Annotated in this window: 21 protein-coding genes; 15 read left to right on the top strand and 6 right to left on the bottom strand. The window is 55.2% G+C overall.

What is annotated here, in order from left to right; genetic code table 11:
* Positions 1-3: 3 nt before the first annotated feature.
* Positions 4-555 (bottom strand): hypothetical protein, encoded by a 552-nt coding sequence (locus B2R17_RS08300; RefSeq protein WP_286763611.1) that lies wholly within the window; start codon positions 553-555, stop codon positions 4-6.
* Positions 556-1049: 494 nt separating this feature from the next.
* Between B2R17_RS08300 and B2R17_RS08295 the strand changes: the two genes are divergently transcribed.
* Entirely contained in the window at positions 1050-1577 is a 528-nt protein-coding gene (locus B2R17_RS08295) for a serine hydrolase domain-containing protein (RefSeq protein ID WP_286763610.1), read from the top strand.
* 327 nt (positions 1578-1904) lie between these two features.
* Positions 1905-3869 carry a zinc-ribbon domain-containing protein gene (locus tag B2R17_RS28315; RefSeq protein WP_414707264.1) on the top strand — a complete coding sequence of 655 codons (1965 nt, stop codon included), beginning with the start codon at positions 1905-1907 and terminating at the stop codon, positions 3867-3869.
* Positions 3870-3958: 89 nt separating this feature from the next.
* Here the strand turns inward: B2R17_RS28315 and B2R17_RS28310 are convergent, their stop codons facing one another.
* Entirely contained in the window at positions 3959-4168 is a 210-nt protein-coding gene (locus B2R17_RS28310) for a helix-turn-helix domain-containing protein (RefSeq protein ID WP_414707263.1), read from the bottom strand.
* A 1083-nt stretch (positions 4169-5251) separates the two neighbouring features.
* Positions 5252-5905: an ankyrin repeat domain-containing protein gene (locus tag B2R17_RS08285; RefSeq protein WP_286763608.1), complete on the bottom strand. Its 654-nt coding sequence runs from the start codon at positions 5903-5905 to the stop codon at positions 5252-5254.
* A 214-nt stretch (positions 5906-6119) separates the two neighbouring features.
* Between B2R17_RS08285 and parA the strand changes: the two genes are divergently transcribed.
* The 7 genes from parA (at position 6120) to B2R17_RS08250 (ending at position 14455) form a co-directional block, all read left to right on the top strand.
* Entirely contained in the window at positions 6120-6740 is a 621-nt protein-coding gene (gene parA / locus B2R17_RS08280) for a ParA family partition ATPase (protein ID WP_286763607.1), read from the top strand.
* Positions 6737-6991: a plasmid partition protein ParG gene (locus B2R17_RS08275; RefSeq protein ID WP_286763606.1), complete on the top strand. Its 255-nt coding sequence runs from the start codon at positions 6737-6739 to the stop codon at positions 6989-6991. Before parA ends, B2R17_RS08275 begins: the two co-directional genes overlap by 4 nt.
* Before the next feature lie 148 nt (positions 6992-7139).
* Positions 7140-7388, top strand: coding sequence for a hypothetical protein (locus B2R17_RS08270; RefSeq protein WP_286763605.1), 249 nt, complete (start codon positions 7140-7142; stop codon positions 7386-7388).
* A gap of 578 nt (positions 7389-7966) precedes the next feature.
* Positions 7967-9496, top strand: coding sequence for a TolC family protein (locus B2R17_RS08265; protein WP_286763604.1), 1530 nt, complete (start codon positions 7967-7969; stop codon positions 9494-9496).
* A 110-nt stretch (positions 9497-9606) separates the two neighbouring features.
* Positions 9607-10887 (top strand): efflux RND transporter periplasmic adaptor subunit, encoded by a 1281-nt coding sequence (locus B2R17_RS08260; protein ID WP_286763603.1) that lies wholly within the window; start codon positions 9607-9609, stop codon positions 10885-10887.
* Positions 10884-14012 (top strand): efflux RND transporter permease subunit, encoded by a 3129-nt coding sequence (locus B2R17_RS08255; RefSeq protein WP_286763602.1) that lies wholly within the window; start codon positions 10884-10886, stop codon positions 14010-14012. The genes B2R17_RS08260 and B2R17_RS08255 overlap by 4 nt, the downstream gene beginning before the upstream one ends.
* Positions 14009-14455 carry an EamA family transporter gene (locus B2R17_RS08250; RefSeq protein WP_286763601.1) on the top strand — a complete coding sequence of 149 codons (447 nt, stop codon included), beginning with the start codon at positions 14009-14011 and terminating at the stop codon, positions 14453-14455. Before B2R17_RS08255 ends, B2R17_RS08250 begins: the two co-directional genes overlap by 4 nt.
* A gap of 71 nt (positions 14456-14526) precedes the next feature.
* Here B2R17_RS08250 and B2R17_RS08245 read toward each other — a convergent pair whose 3' ends face one another.
* The 3 genes from B2R17_RS08245 to B2R17_RS08235 form a co-directional block, all read right to left on the bottom strand.
* Positions 14527-16392 carry a TolC family protein gene (locus tag B2R17_RS08245; protein WP_286763600.1) on the bottom strand — a complete coding sequence of 622 codons (1866 nt, stop codon included), beginning with the start codon at positions 16390-16392 and terminating at the stop codon, positions 14527-14529.
* A gap of 306 nt (positions 16393-16698) precedes the next feature.
* Positions 16699-17805 carry a sodium:proton antiporter NhaD gene (gene nhaD, locus B2R17_RS08240; protein ID WP_286763613.1) on the bottom strand — a complete coding sequence of 369 codons (1107 nt, stop codon included), beginning with the start codon at positions 17803-17805 and terminating at the stop codon, positions 16699-16701.
* 63 nt (positions 17806-17868) lie between these two features.
* Positions 17869-18210 carry a hypothetical protein gene (locus B2R17_RS08235; protein ID WP_286763599.1) on the bottom strand — a complete coding sequence of 114 codons (342 nt, stop codon included), beginning with the start codon at positions 18208-18210 and terminating at the stop codon, positions 17869-17871.
* A 188-nt stretch (positions 18211-18398) separates the two neighbouring features.
* On the opposite strand from B2R17_RS08235, the gene B2R17_RS08230 reads away from it, so the two are divergent.
* From B2R17_RS08230 to B2R17_RS08205, 6 genes are all read left to right on the top strand, one after another.
* Positions 18399-19106: an AAA family ATPase gene (locus B2R17_RS08230; RefSeq protein ID WP_286763598.1), complete on the top strand. Its 708-nt coding sequence runs from the start codon at positions 18399-18401 to the stop codon at positions 19104-19106.
* Positions 19107-19540: 434 nt separating this feature from the next.
* Complete coding sequence (locus B2R17_RS28185) at positions 19541-19720, top strand: STAS/SEC14 domain-containing protein (protein ID WP_339888117.1); 180 nt, start codon at positions 19541-19543, stop codon at positions 19718-19720.
* A gap of 36 nt (positions 19721-19756) precedes the next feature.
* Entirely contained in the window at positions 19757-20038 is a 282-nt protein-coding gene (locus tag B2R17_RS08220; protein WP_286763597.1) for a hypothetical protein, read from the top strand.
* 384 nt (positions 20039-20422) lie between these two features.
* On the top strand, positions 20423-20629 hold the full coding sequence (locus tag B2R17_RS08215; RefSeq protein ID WP_286763596.1) for a hypothetical protein: 207 nt from the start codon (positions 20423-20425) through the stop codon (positions 20627-20629).
* A gap of 431 nt (positions 20630-21060) precedes the next feature.
* Positions 21061-22278, top strand: a complete 1218-nt coding sequence (locus B2R17_RS08210; RefSeq protein WP_286763595.1) for an efflux RND transporter periplasmic adaptor subunit — start codon at positions 21061-21063, stop codon at positions 22276-22278.
* Positions 22279-22405: 127 nt separating this feature from the next.
* Positions 22406-25849, top strand: a complete 3444-nt coding sequence (locus B2R17_RS08205; RefSeq protein WP_286763594.1) for an efflux RND transporter permease subunit — start codon at positions 22406-22408, stop codon at positions 25847-25849.
* The last annotated feature ends 22 nt before the right edge of the window (positions 25850-25871 follow it).

The raw sequence follows: 25871 nt of genomic DNA, 5'->3' as shown, positions 1-25871 counted from the left end.
TTGCTACCAGCCCGACTGCACCCCATCATTGGAATAATCCAAGTACGTGATGTCGGATGGGCTAGTCCCACTCGTTCGTCCGAAGATTCGATTGTGCGTTCGCGAGATAGACGACCCATAGATGGTATCGAGGTAATCATCGATCGTGTCCGTCACCGTGAAAGTCGTTTTGTCGATACTGGTGGCTCTGGTGAACAAGCCGGAGGAGTGATTGACGATCAGGATGTCACCGTCCGTGTGAATTGCCTGAACGGTCTCTTGCGTATTGATCAGGTGTTCTGGATTGCTTCCGTCCAAGTCATATCGGTAAACAGACTTGTCATAGGCAACATAGATTCCGTCGCCATCAACGTGACCTTTGGTAGGAAGCCTTCCGGTTGGGTCCTGAAGGCTGATCGGACTGAGCCATTGCTCGGCATCGAGATCGAACCGCTCAACCTGCGCGACAGAGTCCCAAAAAATGTGCCCGATACCTTCGTGCTCAATTACGCTCGCCACTAGTAGCCGACGCTGTTCTAGATTCTCACAGCGAAGCGATCTGCGTCTGACACTCAACTTGTTTCTCGGCATCCCGGGCACCTTCTCAGATTACGAATTCTCTCCCCTCGTGGGTGCGGTGAGTATAGTTCCACTGAATGGTCGGATCACCAACCCCAAGAACTTTTCCTGCACTCAGCCTGCCTGTTTTGCCCTCTAGGCAGGCACGCAAGTGTCTTCGGGGTGCAAGCCGTTCGGCGTTCGCCTCGGTTCTCGCGCACGACGGGGGCCAATGCCCAAACGGCCAACGGGATGACCCCAGTTCATTCCTGCCTACTTGCTTCAAGCTCGGATAGGCGGAACCGATACGGCCAGACGGCCGAAACCTAGCGTTGATCCTTCGGCTCAACTGACGCCCGACAGCCGATCTTGTGCACAAAAACGACGATTACAAATTCCGCGGCCAATATCGGTGGATGTGCTACGAACTAACTATTTTCACGTTCAAAATTTTCACTCTTGGCGATCCAGTTTTGAGTCTCTCTATCCGACCGATCATCTGTTCTTTGACCATGCTCAGCCTCGCTGGAGTCATTCCCGTGACATCGGCTGCTCAATCACCCGAAATTCGGAAGGAAGTCAAGACTCTCAGCGAGCAGCTTCTCAAAGAACACAATGTCCCAGGGATTGCGATTGCCGTCCTGAAAAACGGGCAGCCTTCTTGGACGGTCTTTTCAGGTGTTGCCGACACCAAAACCGGAACAGCGATCACGGGTGACACAAGATTCAACGTTGGCTCCATTTCCAAGTGCGTCGCCGCTTGGGGCGTCATGCAGCTCGTCGAGCAAGGATCCGTCAACCTTGACGCGTCAATCGCCGACTCACTGAAGAGTTGGTCGCTACCCGAGTCAAGCTTCAACTCGGATCGTGTCACACTTCGTCGAATGCTGAGTCATACCGCAGGATTGTCTCTACACGGATACCCGGGATTCGCAACTGCAACCGATACCCCAACGCTGAAAGCTTCTCTCGCCGGTGAAACGAACGGCGCAGGGGCGGTGCATCTAATTGCCGAGCCTGGTTCCAAGTGGTGGAGATAACAAATATTGGGATAGGAATGGGTTTCGGGTGAACGTCGGTCCGACATCCGTTGTCTTCCCAATACCGTTTCCATACTTTTTTCTTCGCGAATACTGCGTTGTAACATTGAAAGGCTTGAGTTTTGCTCCGCTTTTCTATCTACGGTATTCCGCCATCGCAGTATATTCGTAGTTTAGAATGGGCAAAACCATTTACATCTCGCATCGCCTTATTCGTTAGTTTCGCCGCAGTCGATTCAAACACATGCCTACAGAATCCGCGAGCAGTCAATCAGTGTCACGAGCCTCACTCCGCTTCTTCTCGCTTGCCCCGTTATCTGACCTCCAGTGAAAACGCTAAACCAAACCGGAATTGTCGTTCCGTTGCTTGTGGCCCACAACCTGGAACTCGCTAAGGAATGGCATCCATCGAAAAACGCCGATGTGGATCGCGATGCAGTTCCACACAACAGTAGCCGGACAGTTTGGTGGCGTTGCAGAGAAGATAAACGTCATGAATGGCGTGCCCAGGTCGCAGCACGTGCGATCCGAGGAAACGGTTGCCCGTATTGCTCGGGCCGACGGGTGTTGCCAGAAGACTCATTGCAATGCCTCTTTCCTGAAATCGCAGCCGAACTACACCCAACCCGCAACGGCGCTGTCGATGCGAGGGAACTCGCGCCACAATCGAATCGCAAAGTTTGGTGGCAATGCTCGAAGGACCCTTCCCATGAATGGCAATCCTGGGTGCAGCATCGCACCTCTGGGACAAGCAACTGCCCGAAGTGCCGCAAAATCACGAACTCTATTTCGGTTACCGCACCTGCACTAGCAACAGAATTTCATCCTACCAAAAATGTCCCTAAAACTTCCGAAAACGTCACCGTCAGCAGTACGTTTCGAGCGTGGTGGCGTTGTTCGAAGGATCCAACTCACGAGTGGCAGGCCCAGGTAGCAACTCGTGCACGTGGGCTAGGGAATTGCCCAGACTGCAGAGTCCAACATCCCAAACAACGCCAAACCAAAACGCGACCTAAGACACTGGGCAGACGAACCGTTGCGAACGATTCAGAACTGATGAAATACTGGCATGCTGAACGAAACTCAGAAGCCAACACCTCAGAACTAACGTGCAGTTCATCGAAGGTCGTCTGGTGGCATTGTCCAAGGGGTCATGAGTGGGAAGCGTCCATCTCTCGCATGAATGACCGCGCTCATAAATGCAAAGAATGCCGCCCTGTAACTCGCGGATCCGTTCCGGAGCGAGATTCCATTTTCACCCTTCATCCCGAGCTTATAGACGAATGGCACCCTACAAAAAACGCAGACTTAGACCCGCGGCAAATCGGCCCGGGAAGCCGACGCCGACCGGTTTGGCAATGCAAAGAGAACGCATCCCACGTCTGGGAAGCTTACGTATTCCAGCGAACCAAAGGATCACAATGCCCATACTGTGCTGGCACGAAGGTTGACTCGGACACTTGCTTGTCAGTAGTGGATCCTGAAATCGCGGCTCTTTGGCATCCCTCCTTGAACGCCTCGCTAAGCCCCGATAGCGTCAGCCGTCAAAGCGCGAGATCAGTCTGGTGGCAATGTGATTCGGATCCAACTCATCAGTGGAAACGCTCGATTCAGAACCAGGTGAATCTCCGCAGTTGCCCTGAGTGTGCAAAACGCGAACGTAACCATCTGCTAGACCAGTCGCTTGGGCGTGCAGTATCAGAAAATGTCGCGTTCTACGAGACCTTTGAAGATTCGCTTGGAAACCTATCAAGGCTCGCGTTGATGGACATTTCGGATCCGGTCCTTCAACAGGTGCTGTTTCGGCAGGTTTACGCTGGTGTTGTAGCATCAATGGAAACGTACCTATCTGACGCGTTCATCAATACCGTCTTACCTTCGACCGAATTACGTCATCGCCTCATGAGGAGCACGCCCGAATTCACGGATAAACGCTACGGCCTAGATGAAATCATCGACTGGGAAGCAAACTCCGAATCTCGTGTCAAAAAACACCTGCTCAGCCAAATCTATCACAACCTTTTTAAAGTTGAAAAGATGTTTTCAAGCGTCTTGCAAGTCGAGTTCCCCGCGAAGGAAAAGGTCACACAGTTGACCCAAATCGTCAACCAACGCCATAACATTGTCCATCGAAATGGTCGTTCCAAGGACGGTTCAACACGGGACCTTACGCTTGGAGAAGTGAACGACACCATAAGACTAGTGCGAGATTTCATCGTCGGCATCGATAGCCAAATCGCTGCTCGCGCGTGGACATCACAAAAAACCGCTCACCAACCCTCGTCCGACTGACGCCATTTTCGGTCGCTTACGATCGACATTGATTTCGTTTGTCCTGATGTCGTGCATGCGCGACGGCAACGGACTTTTGTGTCAGTCATCTACACAAGGTGCTTCGGCGGTCGCTCTTTATTTGCTCTCGTCCCTTTCTTCGCAAACCGTAACGCCCGCTTCACCTCGTCAAAGTTGAATCGAAGAGTGCCGCGGCCTGTTCCAATGCGACAGCATGGAATATCACCTCGCTCGCAAAGTGCATAGATCGTTTTCCTAAACACGCCGAGGCTGTTAGCAAGTTCTTTTACGCTGATCATTAGGCTGCTCTCCTTTCTTAGTTCGCTTCGTCGTCCGCTTGGCTGTCCAGGCCGCTGAGGAGGAAGGCCTTTTGGTAGTTTGCGAGAAACTTTTCCTGGTCGACTCGTATCTCGGCGTTGGAATTAGCGGTTTCCTGCAACAATCGATTGGCGTGGTCCAGGAATGGACGAACTAGGAGGAGCTGATGACATTGGGAATCAGACTCGTTTCCTGCCACCTGCGCGTTTGATGGAAACAAGCTTGAGACGATGCGTAATGGATTGCCGGAACGGCGATTCGTTGGATCCGGCCTGCACCGCAACTGAATCACCACTTCGTGAGCTTCGTGACTTAAAAAAGAGCTGGTAATCGCTGGCCCTCTGCAGCGAACTAGCGAAACGCAAGCGGACTCCAGCATCTGCCTCAATCGTTTGCGTGCCAGGATGAATTTGCCGAACAGTGTGACGCGGACGATTGGCAGAGAACTCGGTGAAGCAACGAGGCTTGGCGGCGGAAAATTGCCCGACGGAACAGTTGGGGACAACTGTTCTACTCTGACGCCATGAAATGCCGGACTCCAATCGAAGCCGGCGGCAGGACTGCCTCGGCAGAGACGGTGTGCGACACCGTGAAAGAAAGTCGGGATGACAAGATTCGAACTTGCGACCTCTGCACCCCCAGTCGAGCCGCTCGACCCAAAAACACACGTTTTTACTGGGTTTTAGGTGAATTCGGATTCCAGGGAATGCACGATACAGGCCTGTTTCCCGCAGGAAACGTGCACATATCGTGCATGGACTTCACGGAGAGGTTGGCCGGGACACTTTCAAGAGCCAGACTCCACGCGGAGCGTTTCTCGATACGCAGCTAGGCGATGGTTGCTCCAGCCGCCGAAGTAGCGGGGCTTCGTCAACTGATCCGGTTGAATGTGAAGGCACCACTTGCGAACGAATTATGCGATCGCCAGCGTAACCGGAACTTGTTGCCGATCGCCACTAGTTAGCGTCCCTTCTGCGATAGCCTACCACTGGCGGACGCGTGAAGATTTGACTTTACACTGCGATGTTCGCGGTGTGTTCCGCTTCAAATTGGAAGAATAGTTCTCACGTTCCGTTTTCTAGTGTAAACGAAGGACCGGATAGCTGTTCCGCGAGGGTAGACCATGTTTCGTGTTGGCCGTGAAGTTCAGCTACTCGAAGGACACGTCTAGCAAGTTCGGCTGATTCGCGCGGTGGTTTGATTGCCCGCTCGTGATCGAGCAGCAATTTCGCAGCGTCCGTGTTCCCGTTCGCGGCGGCATTGTGGATCGGCGTGTAAAGCTGGTTGTTAGTGATTGAGGCATCTGCATTGTTCCTGAGCAACAGCTTGATCATGGTCAAGCTGTTTAGCTTCGCCGCCAAGTGCAGGGGAGTGTCGCCATTGGCATCAACCGCATCGGGATTGGCACCGTTCTCAAGCAGCATATTCGCCATGAACTCAAACCCGCCCTTGGTGACGTAGTGAAGTGCAGTGCGTCGAAGGTTTCCTCGAGCATCGGGGCTTACCTTCGCTTCAAGCAACACAGTCAAGAATCCAATGTCACCGGCGCTGGCAGCAAGATGGATCAGATGCTCCCCCTTCTTTCCGATTGCCTCGTTTGGATCGGCTCCCAAGCTCAAGAGTCGCCGAGCGAGATCGGGACGCCCGCGTCGCAGAGCAACCTCCAACAAGCACTGACCATCGAGGTCGCGAGCATGGATGGTCGCCCCACTCCGCATGGCTTCATTGAATTCTGCAGTGCATCCGCTTTTGATTGCATTGACAAGTTGAAAATCTGGCAACATCGCGTGGCAAACTGCCACGGCAAGCGTGCGAGCGCAAGAAATAAATCACGCCGAACTAGTAATGCAAAAAGTCGTTGCGCGTCGAGGAAAAGTCCTGTAACGTGAAGTCGTAACAACGTGCAGTCTCATGCACAGAAATACGACGAACATGATTTACGCATTCCTGAACCAAAAAGGTGGTGTCGGCAAGACAACGCTTTCCATTCACACCGCCGCCGAGCTTTCCAACCGAGGACGGCGAGTGCTGTTGATCGACGCGGATCCGCAGGGCAGCTCACTGGGATGGTCGAACCACCGCGAGACGTCGAACTTCACGGTCGTCGGGATGGCCAAAGCAACCATCCACAAAGAAATCGAAAGTCTCGCCCAAGACTACGACGACGTTGTCATCGATGGCCCACCGCGAGTCACCGAACTGGCCAGATCGATCATTCTCGCCGCCAACATTGTGATCATCCCCCTCCAACCATCGCCGATGGATGTATGGGCAGCCGCCGAAACGGTTGACTTGGTTCGCGAGGCACAGGTATTCAACCCCGAGATCAAATGTTGCTTGGCTTTGAATCGAAAGATCGCCAACACGGCAATTGGAAGGGATGTGAGAGAGGCATTGAAGGAACTCGACGTGCCGATTCTAAAAAGCGATGTCGGTCAACGTGTGGCCTTCGCCGAGAGTGCCGCGAGCGGAACGACGGTTCTGGATGCAAAGCGATCGAAAGCCGCGAAGGAAATCACCAAATTTGTCAATGAATTACGGAGGCTCCCATGAGCAAGAAAATCACCATGACAGCCCGCCCCAAAGCGAAAGCGAAAATCGACAAATGGGTCGAGACTCGAGAATCGGCCGCGACGAGGAAGCCAGACGTCAAACCGAAACGACTAACCATCGACATCGATCCGTCGCTGCACAAAAGGCTGAAAATGAGCTGTGTGAACCGCGACATCCAAATCGCGGACCTCATCCGAACGCTCATCGAATGCGAGCTTGTCGATCAGGAACATTTGATCGCAGATCGCTGAAAGGCGAACGACTCGAAGATGTTTTATATTCCAGTCTCTCGACATTCGGTACCACGGCGTCGGCCACCGGTGCGCGCGAGCCAATTGGCGAAACCCACTGCAGCATGATGAGCTTGTCGGGTTTCGTCGGCTCACGGTGCCTTGCCCTATGCGGACTCTCGCACGCTTGACTGCTTTTGAGTCCTGGAACTTTTTCCTCCTCAATGCGAAGCTGAATCTGCACGACCTCCCGAAGTGGCAACTTTCCCGGGACTACAAAGCGATCACGCCTGAAGCCACCGACGATGAACTTCGCACGTTCATCGAAACCAAAGTCATCCCGCAGTGCGGACTGTGCCCCGGCAAATGCCCCACCTTCGTCCATTCCGATCCTTTGAAACGGAGTTCACTGCAATGACCACACCCGGCCCATTCCGACCACCGACGCCGCCATACCCGTTTGCCCACCGTTCGATCCGCCCGACAGCGCACCGCAAGATGCCCCGGAGTTGCCTGACGGTCCTATTATCCTGACGCCGCGACTGGAAGAGCCAGTTGTGATCGAATCCCCTTTGCCACCTCACATCTGGCCGCGACTGCCGCCCGACCATCCCTATCACCTTCCGCCGGGTCACTCTTTTCCCGACGACCTCCCGCCCGGTCACCCCGGAAGCGCGTACCCCGGCATGCCCGACTATCCTGTCGTCCATCCCGGCGACTGGGGCGACGACTGGCCCAGCTACCCCGGCATCCTCGACGATTGGCCGCCGTCTTACGACGGCTACTCAATTAGAAACACGCCAAGCCAGCTTCAACGCTGGCTTTTTTCGTGCTTTCGCAATGCATACAAGAGTTCGTGCTTGGAGTCGGGTTGTCCGGATTGTTTTGGTCGAAGGTGCTGGTTGTGTGCTACTAATCATGCCGAACTACGCGGTCGATCTTTGCACTACAGATGTTCCTTTGGTGACGTAGGGTTTCAATCAGGAGTAACCACGGATGGTTTCATACGCAACGATAAGACCGGTTTGGCAAAGCTGCGCGATTGTGCTGTTGGTGACGATCGGCGTCGTCGGTTGCAAATCGCCGCAGCCCTGTTGTGATCCCGGCCTGCCGGCGCGTGAGCTGGCTTGTCGCACTGGCGTGACGATGCAAAGGACGCCGCCGTGTCAGCAAGTGATTCCGCCGGGCGTGGTTTTGGAAGATGGCCTGAGCGAAGACGAAGCGGTGTTGATCGCACTGTCGAACAATTCGGCGTTCCAGGCGACGCTCGCTCAGTTGGGCATGGCTCATGGCGATGCGGTCCAAGCAAACTTGCTGATGAACCCGCAGTACCTGATCTACTTCCCGACCGGGGCCAAGGAAGGACAGTACACGTTGTTCGCGCCGATCGAGTCGTACCTGTTGCGGCCGACTCGGGTGAAGGTCGCCAATCGCGAGTACCGACGGATCGGGGAGACGCTCGTGCAGAACGGACTCGACTTGGCTCGGAACGTTCGTGTTGCCTACGCGGACCTAGCCGTCGCAACTCAGCAGGCTCAACTCGCTCGGGAAGCATTGCAGATTCGCGGCGAAGTGTTTGATGTCACCGAAAAGCGATTAGAAGACGGAGACATCAGCGAATTGGAAACCATTACCGCTAAGATCGATCGCTTGAATGCGAAAGCAGCGGCCGGCGTGCAGGATCAAACCGTTGCAATTACCGAAGCTCGCTTGGCGACGTTGATCGGGTTAACTCGGTTGCCAACACCGCTCGTACCGTTGCCGCTGCAATCGCCGACGCTTCCGATGCTGGACGAACAGCAACTAATCGACCAGGCACTCGCGTGCCGGCCGGACTACAACGCGGCGAAGTGGGCGGTCGCAGCGGCTTCGCAGCGGTCGAGTTTGTCGCGTTGGTTGTTCATGCGAATGGACGGCGTGGTAGATGTTCGCAGCGATCCGGGTGGGCGAACGGGCGGCGGTTTGCGATTTGACGTTCCAATCTTCAATCGCAACGAAGGCGGAGTGATCCGAGCGGATTGGGAAGTCAACGCGGCGATGCATCAACGGGATGCGATCGCGGACCAAATCGTGGCCGACGTTCGCACTTCGATTCGCACGTTGCGGCAAGCGTCGGATAACTTGCGAGTGTTGGAGCAAGAGGTCGCGCCGGCGTTGGTTGAATCGCTGGACATCTCACGAAAAGGTTTTGCCGACGGTGGAACAGACTATTTATTGGTGTTGCAAACGACGACGCAGTATCTCGACGCGAAAGCCCGTATCCTCGATCAGAAAGCAGCCTACTCTCGGGCGCTCGCCGAATTGGAACGAGCGGTAGGATGCCACTTAGAAGCCGGCCTGGTGGACTACGAAACTTTGATGGAGGTCGTCGACGTGCCGCTTGCGATGCCAAAGGAAGAACCGAATGAGGGAACTGAATCGGACCAGCCGGATACAAAGCCGGTCGATGCGGCCCCAGAGGACGAAGATGCTGACAAACACACGAAAGATCTAGCGGACTTACTGGAACTTGACGGCAATCGCTAGATTTGCCCACCTATCGCCCCAGCTTTCGGCAACTAAACTGTTAGTAAACCCAAAAGCGGCGAGTCCAATCAACGAAAGTTAGCCGCGGCAATCCCAGTAGACTTTTGTTCATGAAACACTCTCACCGAATTCTCATCTTCGCGACATTCGCGATCAGCGTCGGCCTCTTGCCGGGCTGCCAAAAGGCGGACAAGTCCAAATCCGAATCGGTCAAACCGGCCAAGGTCGAAAAGTTGCCCGTCGAAACTGACTTAGCAACCATCACGCTGACCGAAGACGCAAACCGGCGGCTCGGCATCACTACTGCGGCCGTCGCCGAGCGAGAAGTCACCCGGCGACGGACGCTCGGCGGACAAGCCATCGTGCCGATCGGCAAAACGATTGTCGTATCCTCGCCGCTGGCCGGCATCGTGACTCGGTCGGGCGACCAAGCGATCCCGCCGCCGGGAACTCGCGTCGCGATAGGCACTCCGTTGCTTTCGATCAAGCCGTTGCTGTCGGCTGAACGAGATGTGATGACGCCGGCCGAACAAGTTCAACTTGTGGGTGCACGAGCGAACTTGATGGCCGCACAAACCGTGGCCGCTGGCGACGTGGACCGTGGCAACGCGGAAGTCGAAGGCGCTCAAATTGCATTTGACCGTGCATCCAAACTTTTCGCCGACCGAGCCGGTGCGAGGCGAGCCGTCGACGACGCGGAAGCTCAGTTAAACATCGCCAAATCCAATCTTGCAGCGGCCAAAGAACGCGATAAGCAACTCAAAGAGCTGTTGAAGATGCTGGACGTGCAGTCGCCGGATGGCGAAGTCACCCCACTCCCGATGACCACACCGATCGGCGGCCTGGTTAATCGTGTCGACATTAGCGAAGGCCAAACGGTGGCCAGCGGTACGGTGCTGTTCGAGGTCGTCAATCTGGACACGATCTGGATTCGCGTCCCCGTGTTCGTCGACATGCTTGCGGAAATTCAGCAAGACGAACCGGCCAAATTGGTATCGCTCTCCGGAGACACACTTCCGCACGACGTGATGGCAAAACCCATCGTGGCTCCCCCAACCGCCGACGCGATGTCGTCATCGGCTGATCTGTATTACGAAGTCGACAACTCAAAGCTTGCACTGCGTCCTGGTCAACGAATCGGCGTGGAGCTACCGACGTCTAAAAATGCCTCATCGCTGGTTGTTCCGAACGCCGCGATCTTGTTTGACATCTATGGCGGAGGTTGGGTGTACGCGATGACGGGCGAGCGCGAGTACACTCGCAACCGCGTCAGCGTGCAGTTTGTCGATGGCGACGAAGCGATGTTGGCGGCCGGCCCAGAGGTCGGAACGCACGTGGTCGTCGACGGTGCTGCGGAATTGTTCGGCACCGAGTTCGGGGCCGGCAAATGAACTGGCTGATCACAACCTCGCTTCAGTTCCGACTCCTCGTCATCGTTCTCGCCATCGCACTGATCATCGTTGGCGTTCGCACGTCCGACTCGGTGCCGCTGGATGTCTTCCCTGAGTTCGCACCACCACTGGTTGAGATTCAAACGGAGGCTCCCGGCATCGCGACCGAAGACGTCGAGAGTCTGATCACGGTTCCGATCGAAAACGCAGTCAACGGTATTCCGTTCGTGCAAACAGTGCGATCGAAATCGGTGCTCGGCTTATCGAGCGTGCGAATGATCTTCGATCCCGGCACGGACTTGTTGACCGCGCGGCAGTTGGTGCAGGAACGACTGGCACTGGCCGCGCCAACGCTGCCCATGGTTGCTCGGCCGCCGGTGATCTTGCCACCGCTGTCTTCGCTGAGTCGTTGCCTCAAGATCGGATTGTGGTCGGATTCGCAATCGCAGATGGACATGACGGTGCTGACCAAGTGGACGATCCGGCCGCGGCTGATGTCGATCCCCGGCGTGGCGAATGTCGCCGTTTGGGGTGAGAAGGAACCACAGCTGCAAGTCGTCGTTGACCCTGACCGGCTGCGAGCGAACAACTTGACGCTCGATGCGATTTTGCAAACCGTCCGGGACGCCACGGCGGTCGGTGCGGGTGGGTTCGTTGATACGGCGAACCAACGTTTGGCTTTGCGGCATGTCCCTGCGGTCTACACACCAGAGCAACTCAGCGAGATCGTGGTTGGGTTTCGCGGGCAAAATGGCAACGTACAGATCCCCGCCACGGGACCGACCACCATGCCATCGCCCGGCACTCCGCTGCGGATCAAAGACGTTGCCGAGGTCACCTATGACTACGCTCCTCCAATCGGTGACGCAATCATCAACAGCCAACTTGGGTTGTTGTTGATTGTTGAAAAGCAACCGTGGGCCAATACGCTCGACGTGACTCAAAACGTCGAAAAGGCGATGGCCGAGTTGAAGCCCGCGATGGGCGAAGTCGAATACGACACGACGATTTTCCGCCCGGCGACGTTCATCGAACGGGCACTCACGAACCTCGGCCATTCGATGTTGGTCGGATGCGTGCTGGTCGTGATCGTGTTATTGCTGTTCCTTTTCGATTGGCGATGCGCGATCATCAGTGCGACCGCGATTCCGCTTTCGTTACTGGCGGCGGTGCTGGTGTTGTACTACCGCGGCGGCACCGTCAACACGATGGTACTGGCCGGTTTGGTGATCGCATTGGGCGAAGTGGTCGACGATGCGATCATCGACGTGGAAAACATCATGCGTCGGTTGCGGCTGAACTCGAAGCTCGAAAAGCCACGCAGCAACTTCGCCGTCGTCCTAGAAGCCTCTTTGGAAGTGCGTAGTGCCGTTGTGTACGCGACCGTCATCGTGATCCTGGCGTTCCTGCCAGTGTTCTTTTTGACGGGACTGGCCGGAGCGTTCTTCCGCCCGCTCGCCGCGGCCTACATCTTGGCCATCCTTGCCTCGCTTGTCGTCGCACTCACCGTGACGCCAGCCATGTCGTTGATGTTGCTGCCCAAGTCGGCCCAACGTCGCAGCACCGACGGACCGCTTGTGCGTTTGTTCAAACGCATTTACCGAACGGTCCTGGGATTTGCTTTGCGGATCAAATGGGGCACCATCGCGGTCACGCTCATCCTGTTTGGATGTCTCGTCTCGACCATTCCGATGCTAGGCGAACAATTGATGCCCAAGTTCCGCGAGACCGACTTCCTGATGCACTGGGTTGAAAAGCCCGGTATTGGTATCGACGCGATGAACCGCATCACGATTCGTGCCAGCGACGAAATGATGGCTGTCGATGGCGTTCGCAACTTTGGTTCGCACATCGGACGAGCGACGGTGGCAGATGAAGTCGTCGGGCCGAACTTCACGGAACTTTGGATCAGCATCGACGACGACAAAGACTACGACGCGACGGTGGCCGAAGTCCAAGAGATTGTCGACGGCTACCCCGGTTTGTATCGCGACTTGCTGACGTATTTGACCGAACGGATCAAGGAAGTTCTAACCGGCACGAGTGCGTCGATCGTCGTGCGGTTGTACGGACCCGACTTGGATCAGTTGCGTTTGACCGCGAAAGAGATCGAAGCGGTGATCAAACCGATCGAGGGCGTGACAACCTTGAAAGTCGAACCGCAAGTACTGGTGCCGCAGATCGCAATCGACATGAAAGTCGAAGCCGCGTCACAGTTTGGTTTGACGCCCGGCGTGTTGATGAATAACGTCACGACGCTGGTCAATGGAATGCGAGTCGGCGAGATGTATCGCGACCAAGCGATCTTTCCCGTCGTGGTCGTCGGCGAGAAGAAGCTGCGAACGGACTTGGCAACTCTGAACGATTTGATGATCGACACCCCCTCGGGTGCTCAGGTTCCGCTATCGAGCGTCGCTTCCCTGACAATCGTTCCCGCACCCAACGTGATCGCCCGCGAAGGAGCGTCACGCAAACTGGACGTGACCTGCAACGTCGACGGCCGCGACTTGGCCGCCGTCGCCAGCGACATCGAAGCGGCCGTGCGAGACAAGATCCAGTTCAAAACCGGCTACCACCCCGAGTTCTTGGGCGAGTACGCCGAGGCGAAGGCATCACGCCAACGCTTGCTGCTGCTTTCACTGGGCAGCATCCTCGCGATCACGATCATCCTCTACATCGACTTTGAAAGTTGGCGATTGGTGTTGTTGATCTTGATGGCGTTGCCGCTTGCCCTCGCCAGTGGCTTGTTGGGCGTGTTCGCCGGCGGCGGCATCATCTCACTCGGTTCGCTGGTCGGATTCGTCACCGTTCTGGGCATTGCTGCCCGCAACGCGATCATGCTGATCAGTCACTACCGACATCTCGCCGAAGAAGAACCCGGCATCACCGCCCGCGAGTTGATCCTGCGCGGAGCCGAAGAACGCTTGGCCCCAATCCTGATGACGGCCCTCACCACCGGCTTAGCTCTCGTACCCTTAATCTACACCGGCGAACTCCCCGGCCAAGAAATCGAATACCCGATGGCCCTCGTTATCCTCACCGGCCTGGCCGGGGCCACGATGGTGAATCTGTTGGTGCTGCCGGTCCTGTATTCTTGGTTAGAACCGAAGAACCAAACCGCATGAATCTCTGGCAATCGCTATCGACCAATTGGCAGTTCTGGGCATTTTTGTCGGCGCTGGCGGCCGCATTGACGGCGGTGTTTGCCAAGCTGGGCGTGAAGGGCATTCCGCCGGATGTAGCGACGTTCGTTCGCACCGTCGTGATCCTGCTGTTTGTCTCGGTGATGTTGTACCTGTCGTCGCAGTTCGGCGTCTTGAAGTCGTTGTCGCGTCGTGCGATCGCTTTTCTTGTTCTATCCGGCCTTGCCACCGGGGCGAGCTGGATCTGCTATTTTCGAGCGTTGGATCTGGGCAAGGCCGCGCAGGTCGCGTCGGTCGACAAACTGAGCGTCGTCTTGGTCGCCATCATCGCAATGGTCTTCTTAAAAGAACGACTTTCTCCCTTCGCGATCACGGGCATCGGCCTAATCACGATCGGCACGGTGCTGGTGGCTTCGGGGAAGTGATCGCCGAAATTCGCTTGTCTTGCGGATCGTATCGGACTCTATTCGCAATTGGCACTAAAGAATGCACCAATCTAAAAGCCACCGCCGCCTAGAGCTTGGTATGCAAGCACAACAGCGGAGAGTTGTTCTTGCTTGGTTTCGATCAACTCCATACGGGCCTCCATCAGTTCACGTTGTGCTAGCAACACTTCGACGTATTCGGCTCGGGCATTTTGGAACAGCTTTTGAGCGACATCGACGGAGGCTTCGAGGGCTTCGAGCTGCCGACGCTTGACTTCGATGCTCCGCCGGAAGTTTTCGATTTTCGTGATCTGATTGACCACTTCGATATGAGCTTCCAAGACCGTTTGCTGATAGTTGTAAATCGCTTGCAACTGAACCGCATTGGCGCTGCAGTAGTCGGCCTTGATCGCTCGTTTGTTGATCAGCGGACCGACCAATTCGCCCGCGACCCCATAGACCAACGATTCAGGCGTGCGAAATAGGTAACCGGTGCTGAACGCGTTCCAGCCCAACCCGGCGGTTAAACTGAGGTTGGGATAGAAGCGTGCCTTGGCGACTTGAACATCGAGTCCCGCAGCGGAAACTTCCCGCTCGGCTTCGCGAATATCGGCTCGGTTGGCAAGCAGTTCCGATGGGATGCCGGCACCGAGGGTGTTCAGGTTCAAGTCAGCAAAGTCGACCAACGCCATTCGCTCGACGGGTTGCGGGTAACGCCCGGCCAGGAAGTTAATGCGATTTTCGATCTCAACCACTTCCTGTTGAATCAGCGAGCGTTCGCTGAGGTTCTTTTGCACTTCCGCTTGAAAACGCTGAACGGCGAGTTCGGTTTCGCGTCCGGCGGCCTTCTTGGCTTGGGCGACTTGCAAACTTTGTTGTTGAATGTCAATGGTCGCTTGCAAGGTTTGCAAACGGGCGTCCAGGGCCAGCAACTGATAATAGTTCTCGGCCACCTCGGCAACGACTCGGGTGATGATGAAGTTTCGACCTTCGCGGGTGGCTAGGTATTGCATTCCGGCGGCGCGTTGGGAGTTGCGAAGCCGTTTCCAAATGTCGAGCTCCCAAGACACATTGGCACCGACGCCGAAGTCGCCCAGCGGATCTGGGAAATCAGTCCCGGGAGCGACCAGAAGCTGCTCTTCGACGGCACCTTCGCGAGTGTGGCGACCCGATTTTTCCAAACCAGCGTTGGCACCGAGCGTCACGAACGGACGGTACTCGCCGCTGCGGGCATAAGTTTCGTTGCAGGCGATACGAATTTCTTCGGACAGAATTTTGAGTTCCTGATTACCCGTCATCGTTTCGGTAATCAAACTCAACAGGTACGGGTCATTGTAGAAAGCGGCAACGGGAAGCCCGGCCGAGTTTTCAAACGGTGCAATATCGAATGCGGAATCGGAGGGTCCGATGTCGGTGTCGATCATTCCAAAATCGGGACCGTTGGGCAGCGGTGCGGGTTTGTTAGCTGGCTTTTTTTCGTCGTCCTTCTCGTCATCGTCCGCGACTTCGTCGAGCCTCAATTCATCTTGGTTGCCGAGATCGGCCTCCATCTCCTTAATTTCGTCGTCGATTGCTTTGGTTTTCTTGTCATCCTGGCTGGCGGGACTCAAGAAACTGGCCGCTCGGATGAAGCTGGTGAAAGTGCGTTTTTCGGGCGTGGCGGAAACGGAATCCTCTTCGCTTTCTTGCGTTTCTTGAGCCTCTTCGTCATCGGTTTCCGAGGAAGGCGAGTTCAAGACCGGCGACGGAGAAGTCGCATCGGAATTCCAAAATCCGGTGCCGTTGTTCCATTGGTACGCACCGGGCAGAGCGGGACCGGGTTGGGCACGACGAAGACCGGGGATGCCGCAACCGGTCGACGTCAGCATCGTGCCGCAGATCAATGCGGAAAGGACGGCTCGCTTGACCGTCGCAGACGAGCTTAGAATTATGTGCACGCGGATTTTGTTCATTGCCGTCCCTGGAATCTCGGTTCGCCGTGGCATCCTGCCGAGCGAATTGGTTTACATTGCCGCTTGGTTTATCGTCGTGTCAATTGCATGTGTTGTTGCAGTGACGCGTCTCGCTGCGATTGTGCCAGGATTTGCAGAACGGTTATTCGTGGATTTAGGATTGCGTTGAGTTTAGCGGTATCGGAACTCGTCAGAGCTTGGTTTGCAATTGCATCTCGCATCGCCGAACTTGCCAGAGTTCGGATTGGGATCAGGGGCGTCCAAAGTCTGGCCACTTCGGCTACGAATTCATCAGCCCGCCATCGCTTGCATCGCGATCACCACCGCAGCACCCGCCAAGTACCCCAGCAGCGCCCAGCCGGCGATTTTGCGGATGTACCAAACGAAGTCGATCTGATCGAGTCCCATCGCGGCGACGCCAGCGGCCGTGCCGATGATGAGGCAACTGCCACCGGTGCCGGCGCGGTACGCCAGCAGCATCCCAAACGGATCATTGGTCGGCAGGTCATACATTTCGATCCCCGCGGCCACCAACGGCACGTTGTCAATCACGGCGGAAACCAAACCGATCGTCACCGCCACCGCATCACGATTAGGGAGCCATGCGTCCATCGCGTCGGCGGCGACGTGCAACAAACCCGTGGCCGACAACGCTCCGACGGCCAGCAAAATTCCCAGGAAAAGCAGAATGCTGGACATGTCGATTCGCCGCAGTAATTCGTGAACTCCCGTGCTCGTTCGCTGTGTCTCATCAAACGTTCGACCAACACATTCCGACACCACCCACAACACCGCCAGGCTCAACATCATGCCCATGTAGGGTGGCAAGTGAGTCGGTGCTTTGAACGCAGGTACAAACAACAGTCCGCCGATACCGAGCATCAAGAACAACCACTTGTGCCAAGGACGGATGTCACTGTCGATGCTGGTCGGCGCGATCGGTGGCGATTGGATCTGTCCGGGCATTCGCCACGACATCCCGATGAGCGGCACGATCAAACAAACGAGGCTGCCCAAAAACAGCTTGCCCATCACTTCGGTCGCACCGAGCTTATGCCGAATCCAAAGCATCGTCGTCGTGACGTCGCCAATCACTGTCCACGCGCCGCCCGCGTTGGCGGCGATGATGACTATGCCAATGAACTTCCAACGGCCCTCCCGATCGTCGATGATTTTCTTCAACACCGAGACGGTGACGATGGTCGTCGTCAAGTTGTCCAGTGCAGCGGACAAGAAAAACGTCATCAGTCCGATTGTCCACAGCAACCCGCGTCGGCTGCGAGTGTGAATGCGATCGGTGACCAGCGCGAACCCTTCGTGGGCGTCGATCAGTTCGACGATGGTCATCGCACCGATCAAGAAAAACAGGATGCTGGCGATCTCGCCGGTTTGATGCAGGTGTTGAACGTCGATCGCATAGTGCAGCGGCAGTGCCTCGGTCGGTTCGCCTTCAACAACTTGCTAGAACCAGGCGGGAATCGAATCGGCGGGCAATAAATCCGGCAGATCAACCAAATAAAGCGTCCAGCAAATGGTGCCAATCAGTAGTGCCGTGGCGGCTTTGTCGATGTGAAGTTTGTGCTCGAGTGCGATAGCCAGATAACCCACAAGGAAGACGGCAAGGATCAGGTAGGTTATCGAGTGTTTCTTCGGCTCGTCGGTGATTGGGAAAGGGAAACATTGGCGTGCGAGATGGCAAAGAGTGTACCAAACGCGATTCAACAAACCGCCCGTCGCTGAACTCGCCAGAGTTGGTATGCAAACCTGCAAAACATCGCACGTTCCTGCAAAACGTTGCTTCACATTTACCGCTGGCTCGATGTGAATCAGCGTGTGGTTCCTATGCGATGAAAGGTGTTCTTTTACCGCCGTTTGCGATGTTATGGCACTCGCTGATCAACATTCACGCCGACCACTTGGCGATTGGTCCATCACCTGCTTGAGTCCATCGGGTCAACCAAAACCTCCACTCCTTCATCAGGAACCAACCCATGTCCGTTCATGTTGCCGCCATCGAAAACAGGGCCGAAAGCAAGATTCAACAATGGATTCAATCGGAGAAAGTCGACCAGCGACTGGCCAAACGCGACTTGACGAGCAACGTCGGCCCGTTCGTCGCCCTGTCACGCGAAACAGGTGCTTGCGGCAGTGAAGTGGCTCAGCGGATCGCTGAAAGTTTGCACTGGGATTTGCTGGACAACGAAATCATCGACACCATGGAACAGCAATACGGCACGCCGCGATGTTTGTTGCAACGAGTCGACGAACGCCACGAAAATTGGCTCAGTTCGATCATCACCTCTTCCATCGGCGGACTTGGCTTTTCGGAAACGACTTACTCGCACCGCGTGGCCAAACTGTTGCTGCTGGCGGCTTCGCACGGTAACGTCGTGATCGTCGGTCGCGGTGCTCGGTTCATCCTGCCACGCCGCCAAGGCTTGTCGGTACGCATCGTCGCGTCGTTGGATTTCCGGATCGAACAAGTGATGCTGGATCGCGGCATTAACGAAAAAGAAGCCCGACGCTACATCGTCGAAATCGACCATGATCGCAACGCATACATCCGCGATCACTTCCACCAAGACGCAACCGATCCCCACCTTTATGACCTGGTTTTGAACGTCGGCGACATTTCGATCGACGGGGCGGCCGAAATGATCGTCGAATCGGTTCATCATTTTATCCAAAAATCGGTCTAGACGATGCGATACACATTGATTTCCATCGACGAATTTGGAACACCCGATGACGACGTGATCATTACGCTTTGGTGCAAGCCATCATTGCTGGAATCCATCATGGGGCTGCATCCCGAATGCCTTGCATTCGTGGGCCGTGAAAATCTTTGGCAAACCTTGGATGGCGAGACCGCTTCGTTCACGGAATCGCGTGTACTGCAGAAAATGTCAATCCAAGACGATCCGTCTATTCCTTTCAACCCCAATGCGAAAACATTTTATTCACCATCACAGAAACCACCGAGCAGAACGTTCTCGAAGTCGAGGTCACTGGCAAATTGACGTAGGAAGCGTACGCGAAATTCGTTCCACGAACCGAACAAATGATCAAGCAATGCGGGAAGCTGCGACTATTGGTTCGTTTGCACGACTTTCATGGCTGAACAGCCGGTGCGTTGTGTGAAGATTGCAAATTCGACTTGAAGCATTTCAATGACATCGAGCGATTGGCGATGGTTGGCGAAACCAAATGGGAACAGGGCATGAGCGTGTTTTGCAAGGCGTTCACCACCGCTGCGGTCGAGTTCTTGGCGCCAGAAGAGTTGGAAACCGCTCGTGTCTGGGTTCGCACCTAATCTGTCATGTCGCTCGCAATTTCAAACCATGGAGGAATGATGCCTTTACTCGACGCTTGCTACTCAGACAGTCAATACTTGCAGTCATGCGACGTGTGTGGACGGCCCGCGATCATCGCGACCGAGCTATCGGGCAAACTTGTGGGCTGCGGTCACTGCGGCGGCACTTTTATCGCGGTTGAATTCCCCGCGGGATCACCGGTCTTGCGAAGGGTTACGGCGAAGACTCACTTCAATTTCGTACAGAAGATTTTCCGAATCGCAGCGAGTCTCTTGACGGCGATCAGCGATGTCGTCGGCGAATCATTCGGGCTTTAGGTTCAATGGACGTAACCTAGTAGTTAAAGCTACTTCTAGCCTGAGGCGTTTGGCATCGATCGCACCGGCGTGACGAGAATCGTGAAGCAAGTGATTGCAGGTTCGTGCCAAAGCTTGCACGCGGCTTTTCATCGTCCCCAATCTGCTCATCCAGCGTTTGCGATGAAACCCCATAGATTCCTATTAACAATGAAAGCGGTGCGAGTTTGTCGCTAATACCAAACGGAATTGGTACGAAGGCTGCTTCTGAAACCCTTCCAACAAGAAGACCACCAAGGACTGAACCCTAAGGCGGATTTGGTCAGGCTCAACAAGATCGATTTCTCAAACCGTCGCACTTCAGCGACGCGGTGGCCTTATCGATCAACCATCGAGGTATCTACTATGTCTCAGTTTGTTCGTCGCGCGTTGGTTCTCGCCACTTTGGCCGCCGTCCTGGGTGCTCCCAGCTTGGCTCAGGCATCGCACATTCGCAACATCGCCGATCGTCGTCAACATCCCAACGGACAGTTCTTTGTGAAGTCGCATTCGCATCACGCCTCGGTCGCCCGTCCAATCGCCCGATCAATCATGTCGGCTTGGTCTCGCTAACGTGTAACCTAAGTCGCCAGACTTTGGACAACACGCATCCCGATCCAATCTCTGGCGAGATCGGCTACGTTTCATCGTCGCCGTTGAGCCTTCGTGAAGTACCGGTTGTCCGCCCCAGACAGGCGGTGGTTTGCGAAGGCTTTTTTCGTGCAGTCGCTGTCATCCCGACAGCAACGTGCAAAAGTTAGCAGGTCCGGCGAAAACTTTTGCAGATCCTAAGGGGCTTCGAGCACGGGAAGATCGCTCGCGGAAAGATTCAAGATAATATTTTTACGTTGATTTCATTGGGAGTCGGTCTATTTGCAAGCGAAAAGGTTGCCGCGATCCCGCTTTGGCACACCCCGTGCCTTAAAGCTCCACCACCAAACCTACGTAGCCGAAATCGCCAGACTTTGGACCCGACCGACCCTATGGCCAAGTGTAAAACCTTCATGCGTACCAATCTCGTTCTCGGTGCAATCTTCGCCATCGTCTCGATCTCGATGACTGGCCTCGACAAGATCAAACACACTTACCACGAACTGACCGGCACGCAGGTGGCAGAGGTAGAACACGCCCCGCAAGACGAACATGCCCAGCATGCTGAACACGGCGAACACGGCGAACACGGCGACGCGCACGCCAGCGGCGAGCATCACGCCAAACACAAGATCGTCGTCACCAGTCCCGTCACAATGGACGTCACGCTGACTCAGCAATACGTTTGCCAAGTCCACTCGCGTCGTCACATCGACGTGTGTGCTTTGGAAAGCGGTTACCTGCAAGAGATTCTGGTCAACGAGGGCCAAACTGTTCAGAAAGGACAATCGCTGTTTCGCATTCTGCCCACGCTGTACGAAGCCCGTTTGGACGCCGACATGGCCGAAGCACGACTAGCACAAGTCGAATACGACAACACGGAAAACTTGGTGTCGCAAGACATCGTTTCGCCGCAGGAATTGAAATTGGCTAAAGCAAAGCTCGCCAAAGCCCTCGCCACCGTCAAGCTGGCTCGCGCCGAGATGAACTTCGCCGACATCAAAGCGCCCTTTGATGGCATCGTCGACCGCTTGCACGAACAAGAAGGCAGCTTGATCGAAGAAGGTGCGATGCTGACGACGATGTCGGACAACAGCGTCATGTGGGTGTACTTCAACGTCCCCGAAGCTCGCTACTTGGCCTATCAAGCCGCGATGTCTGCCGGCCAAGATCAAAACAGTTTGGACGTTCATTTACGCTTGGCCAACCACCAACTGTTCGACCAGCCGGGAAAGATTGGTGCGATCGAAGCGGACTTCAACAACGAAACCGGCAACATCGCTTTCCGTGCCGACTTTGAGAACCCGAATCGTTTGCTACGTCACGGACAAACAGGAACGGTGCTGATTAACCAAGTCGAAAAGGACGCCGTCGTGATCCCGCAGCGAGCGACGTTTGAAATCCTGGCCAAGAAGTACGCCTACGTGATCGACCTAGACAAGGTTGTGCATCAACGCGAGATCGTGATCCAAAACGAGAAGGATGACATCTTCATCATCGCCGACGGGTTGAAACCCGGCGAAAACATCGTGCTCGAAGGCATCTTGCAAGTCCGCGACGGCGAAAAGGTTGACTTTGAATACGAGTCACCAGAATCGGTGATGGGTCACTTGAAGTATCACGCCGAATAGATCTGCGCAGGTGTAGCCGAACTCGCCAGAGTTTGGATTCACCCCTCTACCGTCCATATTCTCGCGACTCAACCGTTCGTAGTCTCGCGACTTCGGCTACCGCTTACCGACCGACTCACACCCACGCATGTTTGAAAAATTCCTTCATCGTCCCGCGCTCGCCATTGTCATCTCGTTGCTGATCCTGTTCATGGGTGGGCTGGCGATCAATGTTTTACCGATCTCGCAATTTCCGTCAGTGGCACCTCCAAGCGTTCGCGTTTCGGTGTCGTATCCTGGTGCAAGTGCCAAGATTCTCATCGACTCGACGATGGTGATCTTGGAACAGGCGATCAACGGCGTTCCCAACATGCGTTACATGCTCAGTGACGCAACCAGCGCGGGGGAAGGCACCATTCAGGTCATCTTTGAGCCAGGCACCGACCCAGATGTCGCCGTCATGAACGTCAACAACCGCGTGCAGATGGTCAAAAACAATTTGCCACCGATTGTCGAACGCGAAGGCATCATCGTGATGCAGAACATGAGCAGCATGTTGATGTATGTGAACGTGTTCAGCACCGACAAAAGTGTTGACCAGAACTACCTGTACAACTACGCCACCGTCAATATTCTCAACGAGATCAAACGCATTCCCGGCGTCGGATTCGCATCGATTCTGGGCAACCGATCGTACGCTATGCGTGTCGAATTGGACCTCGATCGGCTGCGTGCCTACCGCATCGACGCCGAAGACGTGATGGAAGCGTTGGCCGATCAAAGTATGATCGGAACACCCGGGCGGCTCGGCCAAGCAACCGGGACCACGTCGCAAACGCTCGAGTATGTGCTGACTTGGATCGGTCGGTACACGACACCCGACGAGTACAAAAAAATCATCCTGCGGGCGACGCCCGAAGGCGAGATTCTGCGACTGGGCGACGTCGCCACCGTGTCGCTCGGATCGTCATTCTATGACCTTTATTCCGACATCGACGGTCTGCCGGCCGCAGCGATCGTGCTTAAGCAAACGCCTGGATCGAATGCCGCCGATGTGATCGAAAAGGTGAAGGCGAAAGTCGAGGAGATTAAAGAGAAACAATTTCCGCCCGGCATGGATTACGCAGTCACCTATGACGTGTCGAACTTTTTGGATGCTTCGATCGAAAAGGTGCTGCACACGCTCTTTGAAGCCTTCATCCTGGTTTCGCTGGTCGTGTATTTGTTTCTAGGCGACTTCCGCAGCACTCTGATTCCGACGCTGGCAGTTCCCGTTTCGCTGATCGGCACGTTCTTCTTCATGTTGATGTTCGGCATGTCGATCAACCTGATCACGTTGTTCGCACTGGTGCTAGCCATCGGCGTCGTGGTCGACGACGCGATTGTGGTAGTGGAAGCGGTCCACGAAAAGATGCACGCTAAACACCTTGGTCCGTACCAGGCGACCACGGAGGTCGTTCAAGAAATCAGCGGTGCGATCATCGCGATCACGTTGGTGATGACCGCCGTGTTCGTGCCCGTCACGTTCATGACCGGACCTGTTGGAGTGTTCTACCGCCAGTTCGCACTGACCATGGCGATGTCAATCGTCATCTCCGGCGTCGTCGCATTGTCGCTCACACCGGTTCTATGCGCGATGATTTTGAAGCCGCTCGACGACAAAGGCGATCGCGGTCTTGTCGGTGCCGTCAATCGAGGGATGGCGAACGTCGGTGGGAAGTACGCGTTCGCTTTGCGTGGTCTGCTGAGTCTGTTGCTTGGTGCGGTCGTTGGCATTGGAACGTATTTCCTGCTGCACGTCGAAATTGTTCACGAAGTGCTCTCCGAACAAATCGAACTGAGCGACACTCGCATCCAAATCGTCGCTGGCGTGGTCGCCGTGCTTGCTGCATTCTCGTTCCGGGCCTCGCTTTCTGGATTCGATGGAAATCCCAAGCGGCGCAGTCCGATTGGCATCTTCTTGCACGTCTTTGACCGCGCTGTTGAAAAAGTCACGCTTGGTTATGCGGGGATTCTGCGCCGGATCATCACTCGACGTGTGCTCACGATGGCCGTGATCGGTTTGTTTGCGTATGGTATTTTTGCGGTCAACAAGGTATTGCCAACCGGTTTCATTCCTCTGGAAGACCAAGGCATGATTTATGGAATTGTGCAAACGCCGCCAGGATCAACGCTGGAATACACAAACGCGAAATGTCATGAGTTGCAAAGAATCTGCAAAGAGATGGATGAGATCACGTCTGTGTCGTCGATCGCCGGTTACGAAGTATTGACCGAAGGCCGGGGATCGAACGCGGGCACATGCATCATCAACTTGAAACCTTGGGCCGACCGCGAACTGACGTCAAAACAGATCATCGAGGAGTTGGAAGAACGCGGCACCGACATCGCCAACGTCAAACTAGAATTCTTTGAACCGCCCGCCGTCCCCGGTTTCGGTGCGGCCGGCGGTTTCAGTGTGAACTTGCTCGACAAAACCAACAGCGGCGACTACGCGGCGCTGGGAAAAGTCACCGACGATTTCATGGCGGCGCTCGGCAAACGGCCGGAACTAAAGGGTTTGTTCACGTTCTTCGCCGCCAACTATCCGCAATACGAAGTCATCATCGACAACGACATCGCGATGCAAAAAGGCGTTTCGATTCGCGACGCGATGGATAATCTTTCCATCGTGATCGGTAGCACATGGGAACAAGGTTTCGTGCGGTTCGGCCAGTTCTATAAAGTCTACGTTCAGGCGCAACCGAAGTTTCGACGTTACCCCGAAGACCTCGACAACATGTTTGTCAAGAACGACAACGGAGACATGGTTCCCTATTCGGCGTTCATGCGGATCGAAAAGAAGCAAGGCTTGAACGAGATCAGCCGCTACAACTTGTACCCCACCGCACCAATCCAAGGTGCCCCGGCGGCCGGTTATAGCAGTGGCGAAGCGTTAGCGGCGATTAAAGAAGTTGCTGCGGACACGTTGCCCAATGGGTTCGATATCGACTGGCAGGGCTTGGCGTATGACGAAGCCAAAGCCGGCAACACTGCGGTCTACATTTTTTTGATCGTCGTGATCTTTGTCTACATGGTGTTGGTCGGCCAATACGAAAGTTTTATCATCCCCATTGCCGTATTGGCGTCGTTGCCGGTAGGGATTTTTGGTTCGTTCTTGTTGCTCAAGTCGATGGGATTGGCCAACGATGTCTACTGCCAAATCGGTTTGGTGATGTTGGTCGGCTTGCTAGGCAAGAACGCAATTCTGATCATTGAGTTCGCGGTCCAGCGACGGCAAGAAGGGCTCAGCATCATGGAAGCCGGCATTGAAGGCGGCAAGCTACGCTTCCGACCGATTTTAATGACTTCATTCGCCTTCATCGCCGGTTTGATTCCGCTGGTCAAAGCCACCGGCCCCGGAGCGATCGGCAACCGCACAATCGGCACGACCGCCGTCGGCGGAATGTTGTTAGGTACGGTGATCGGCGTGCTGGTGATTCCCGGACTGTATTATCTGTTCGCCAAATTCGCCGACGGCCGTAAATTGATTCGCGACGAGCACGATCAACCGCTCAGCGAGATTTTTGAGCGACACTCGGAAACCTCTTAGCCTAGGTCACCAGACTTTGGAA

The sequence above is a fragment of the Rhodopirellula sp. UBA1907 genome (assembly GCF_002337565.1).
In the GTDB taxonomy this organism is placed as follows: Bacteria; Planctomycetota; Planctomycetia; order Pirellulales; family Pirellulaceae; genus Rhodopirellula; species Rhodopirellula europaea.
This window is presented reverse-complemented; position numbering and strand designations above follow the sequence as displayed.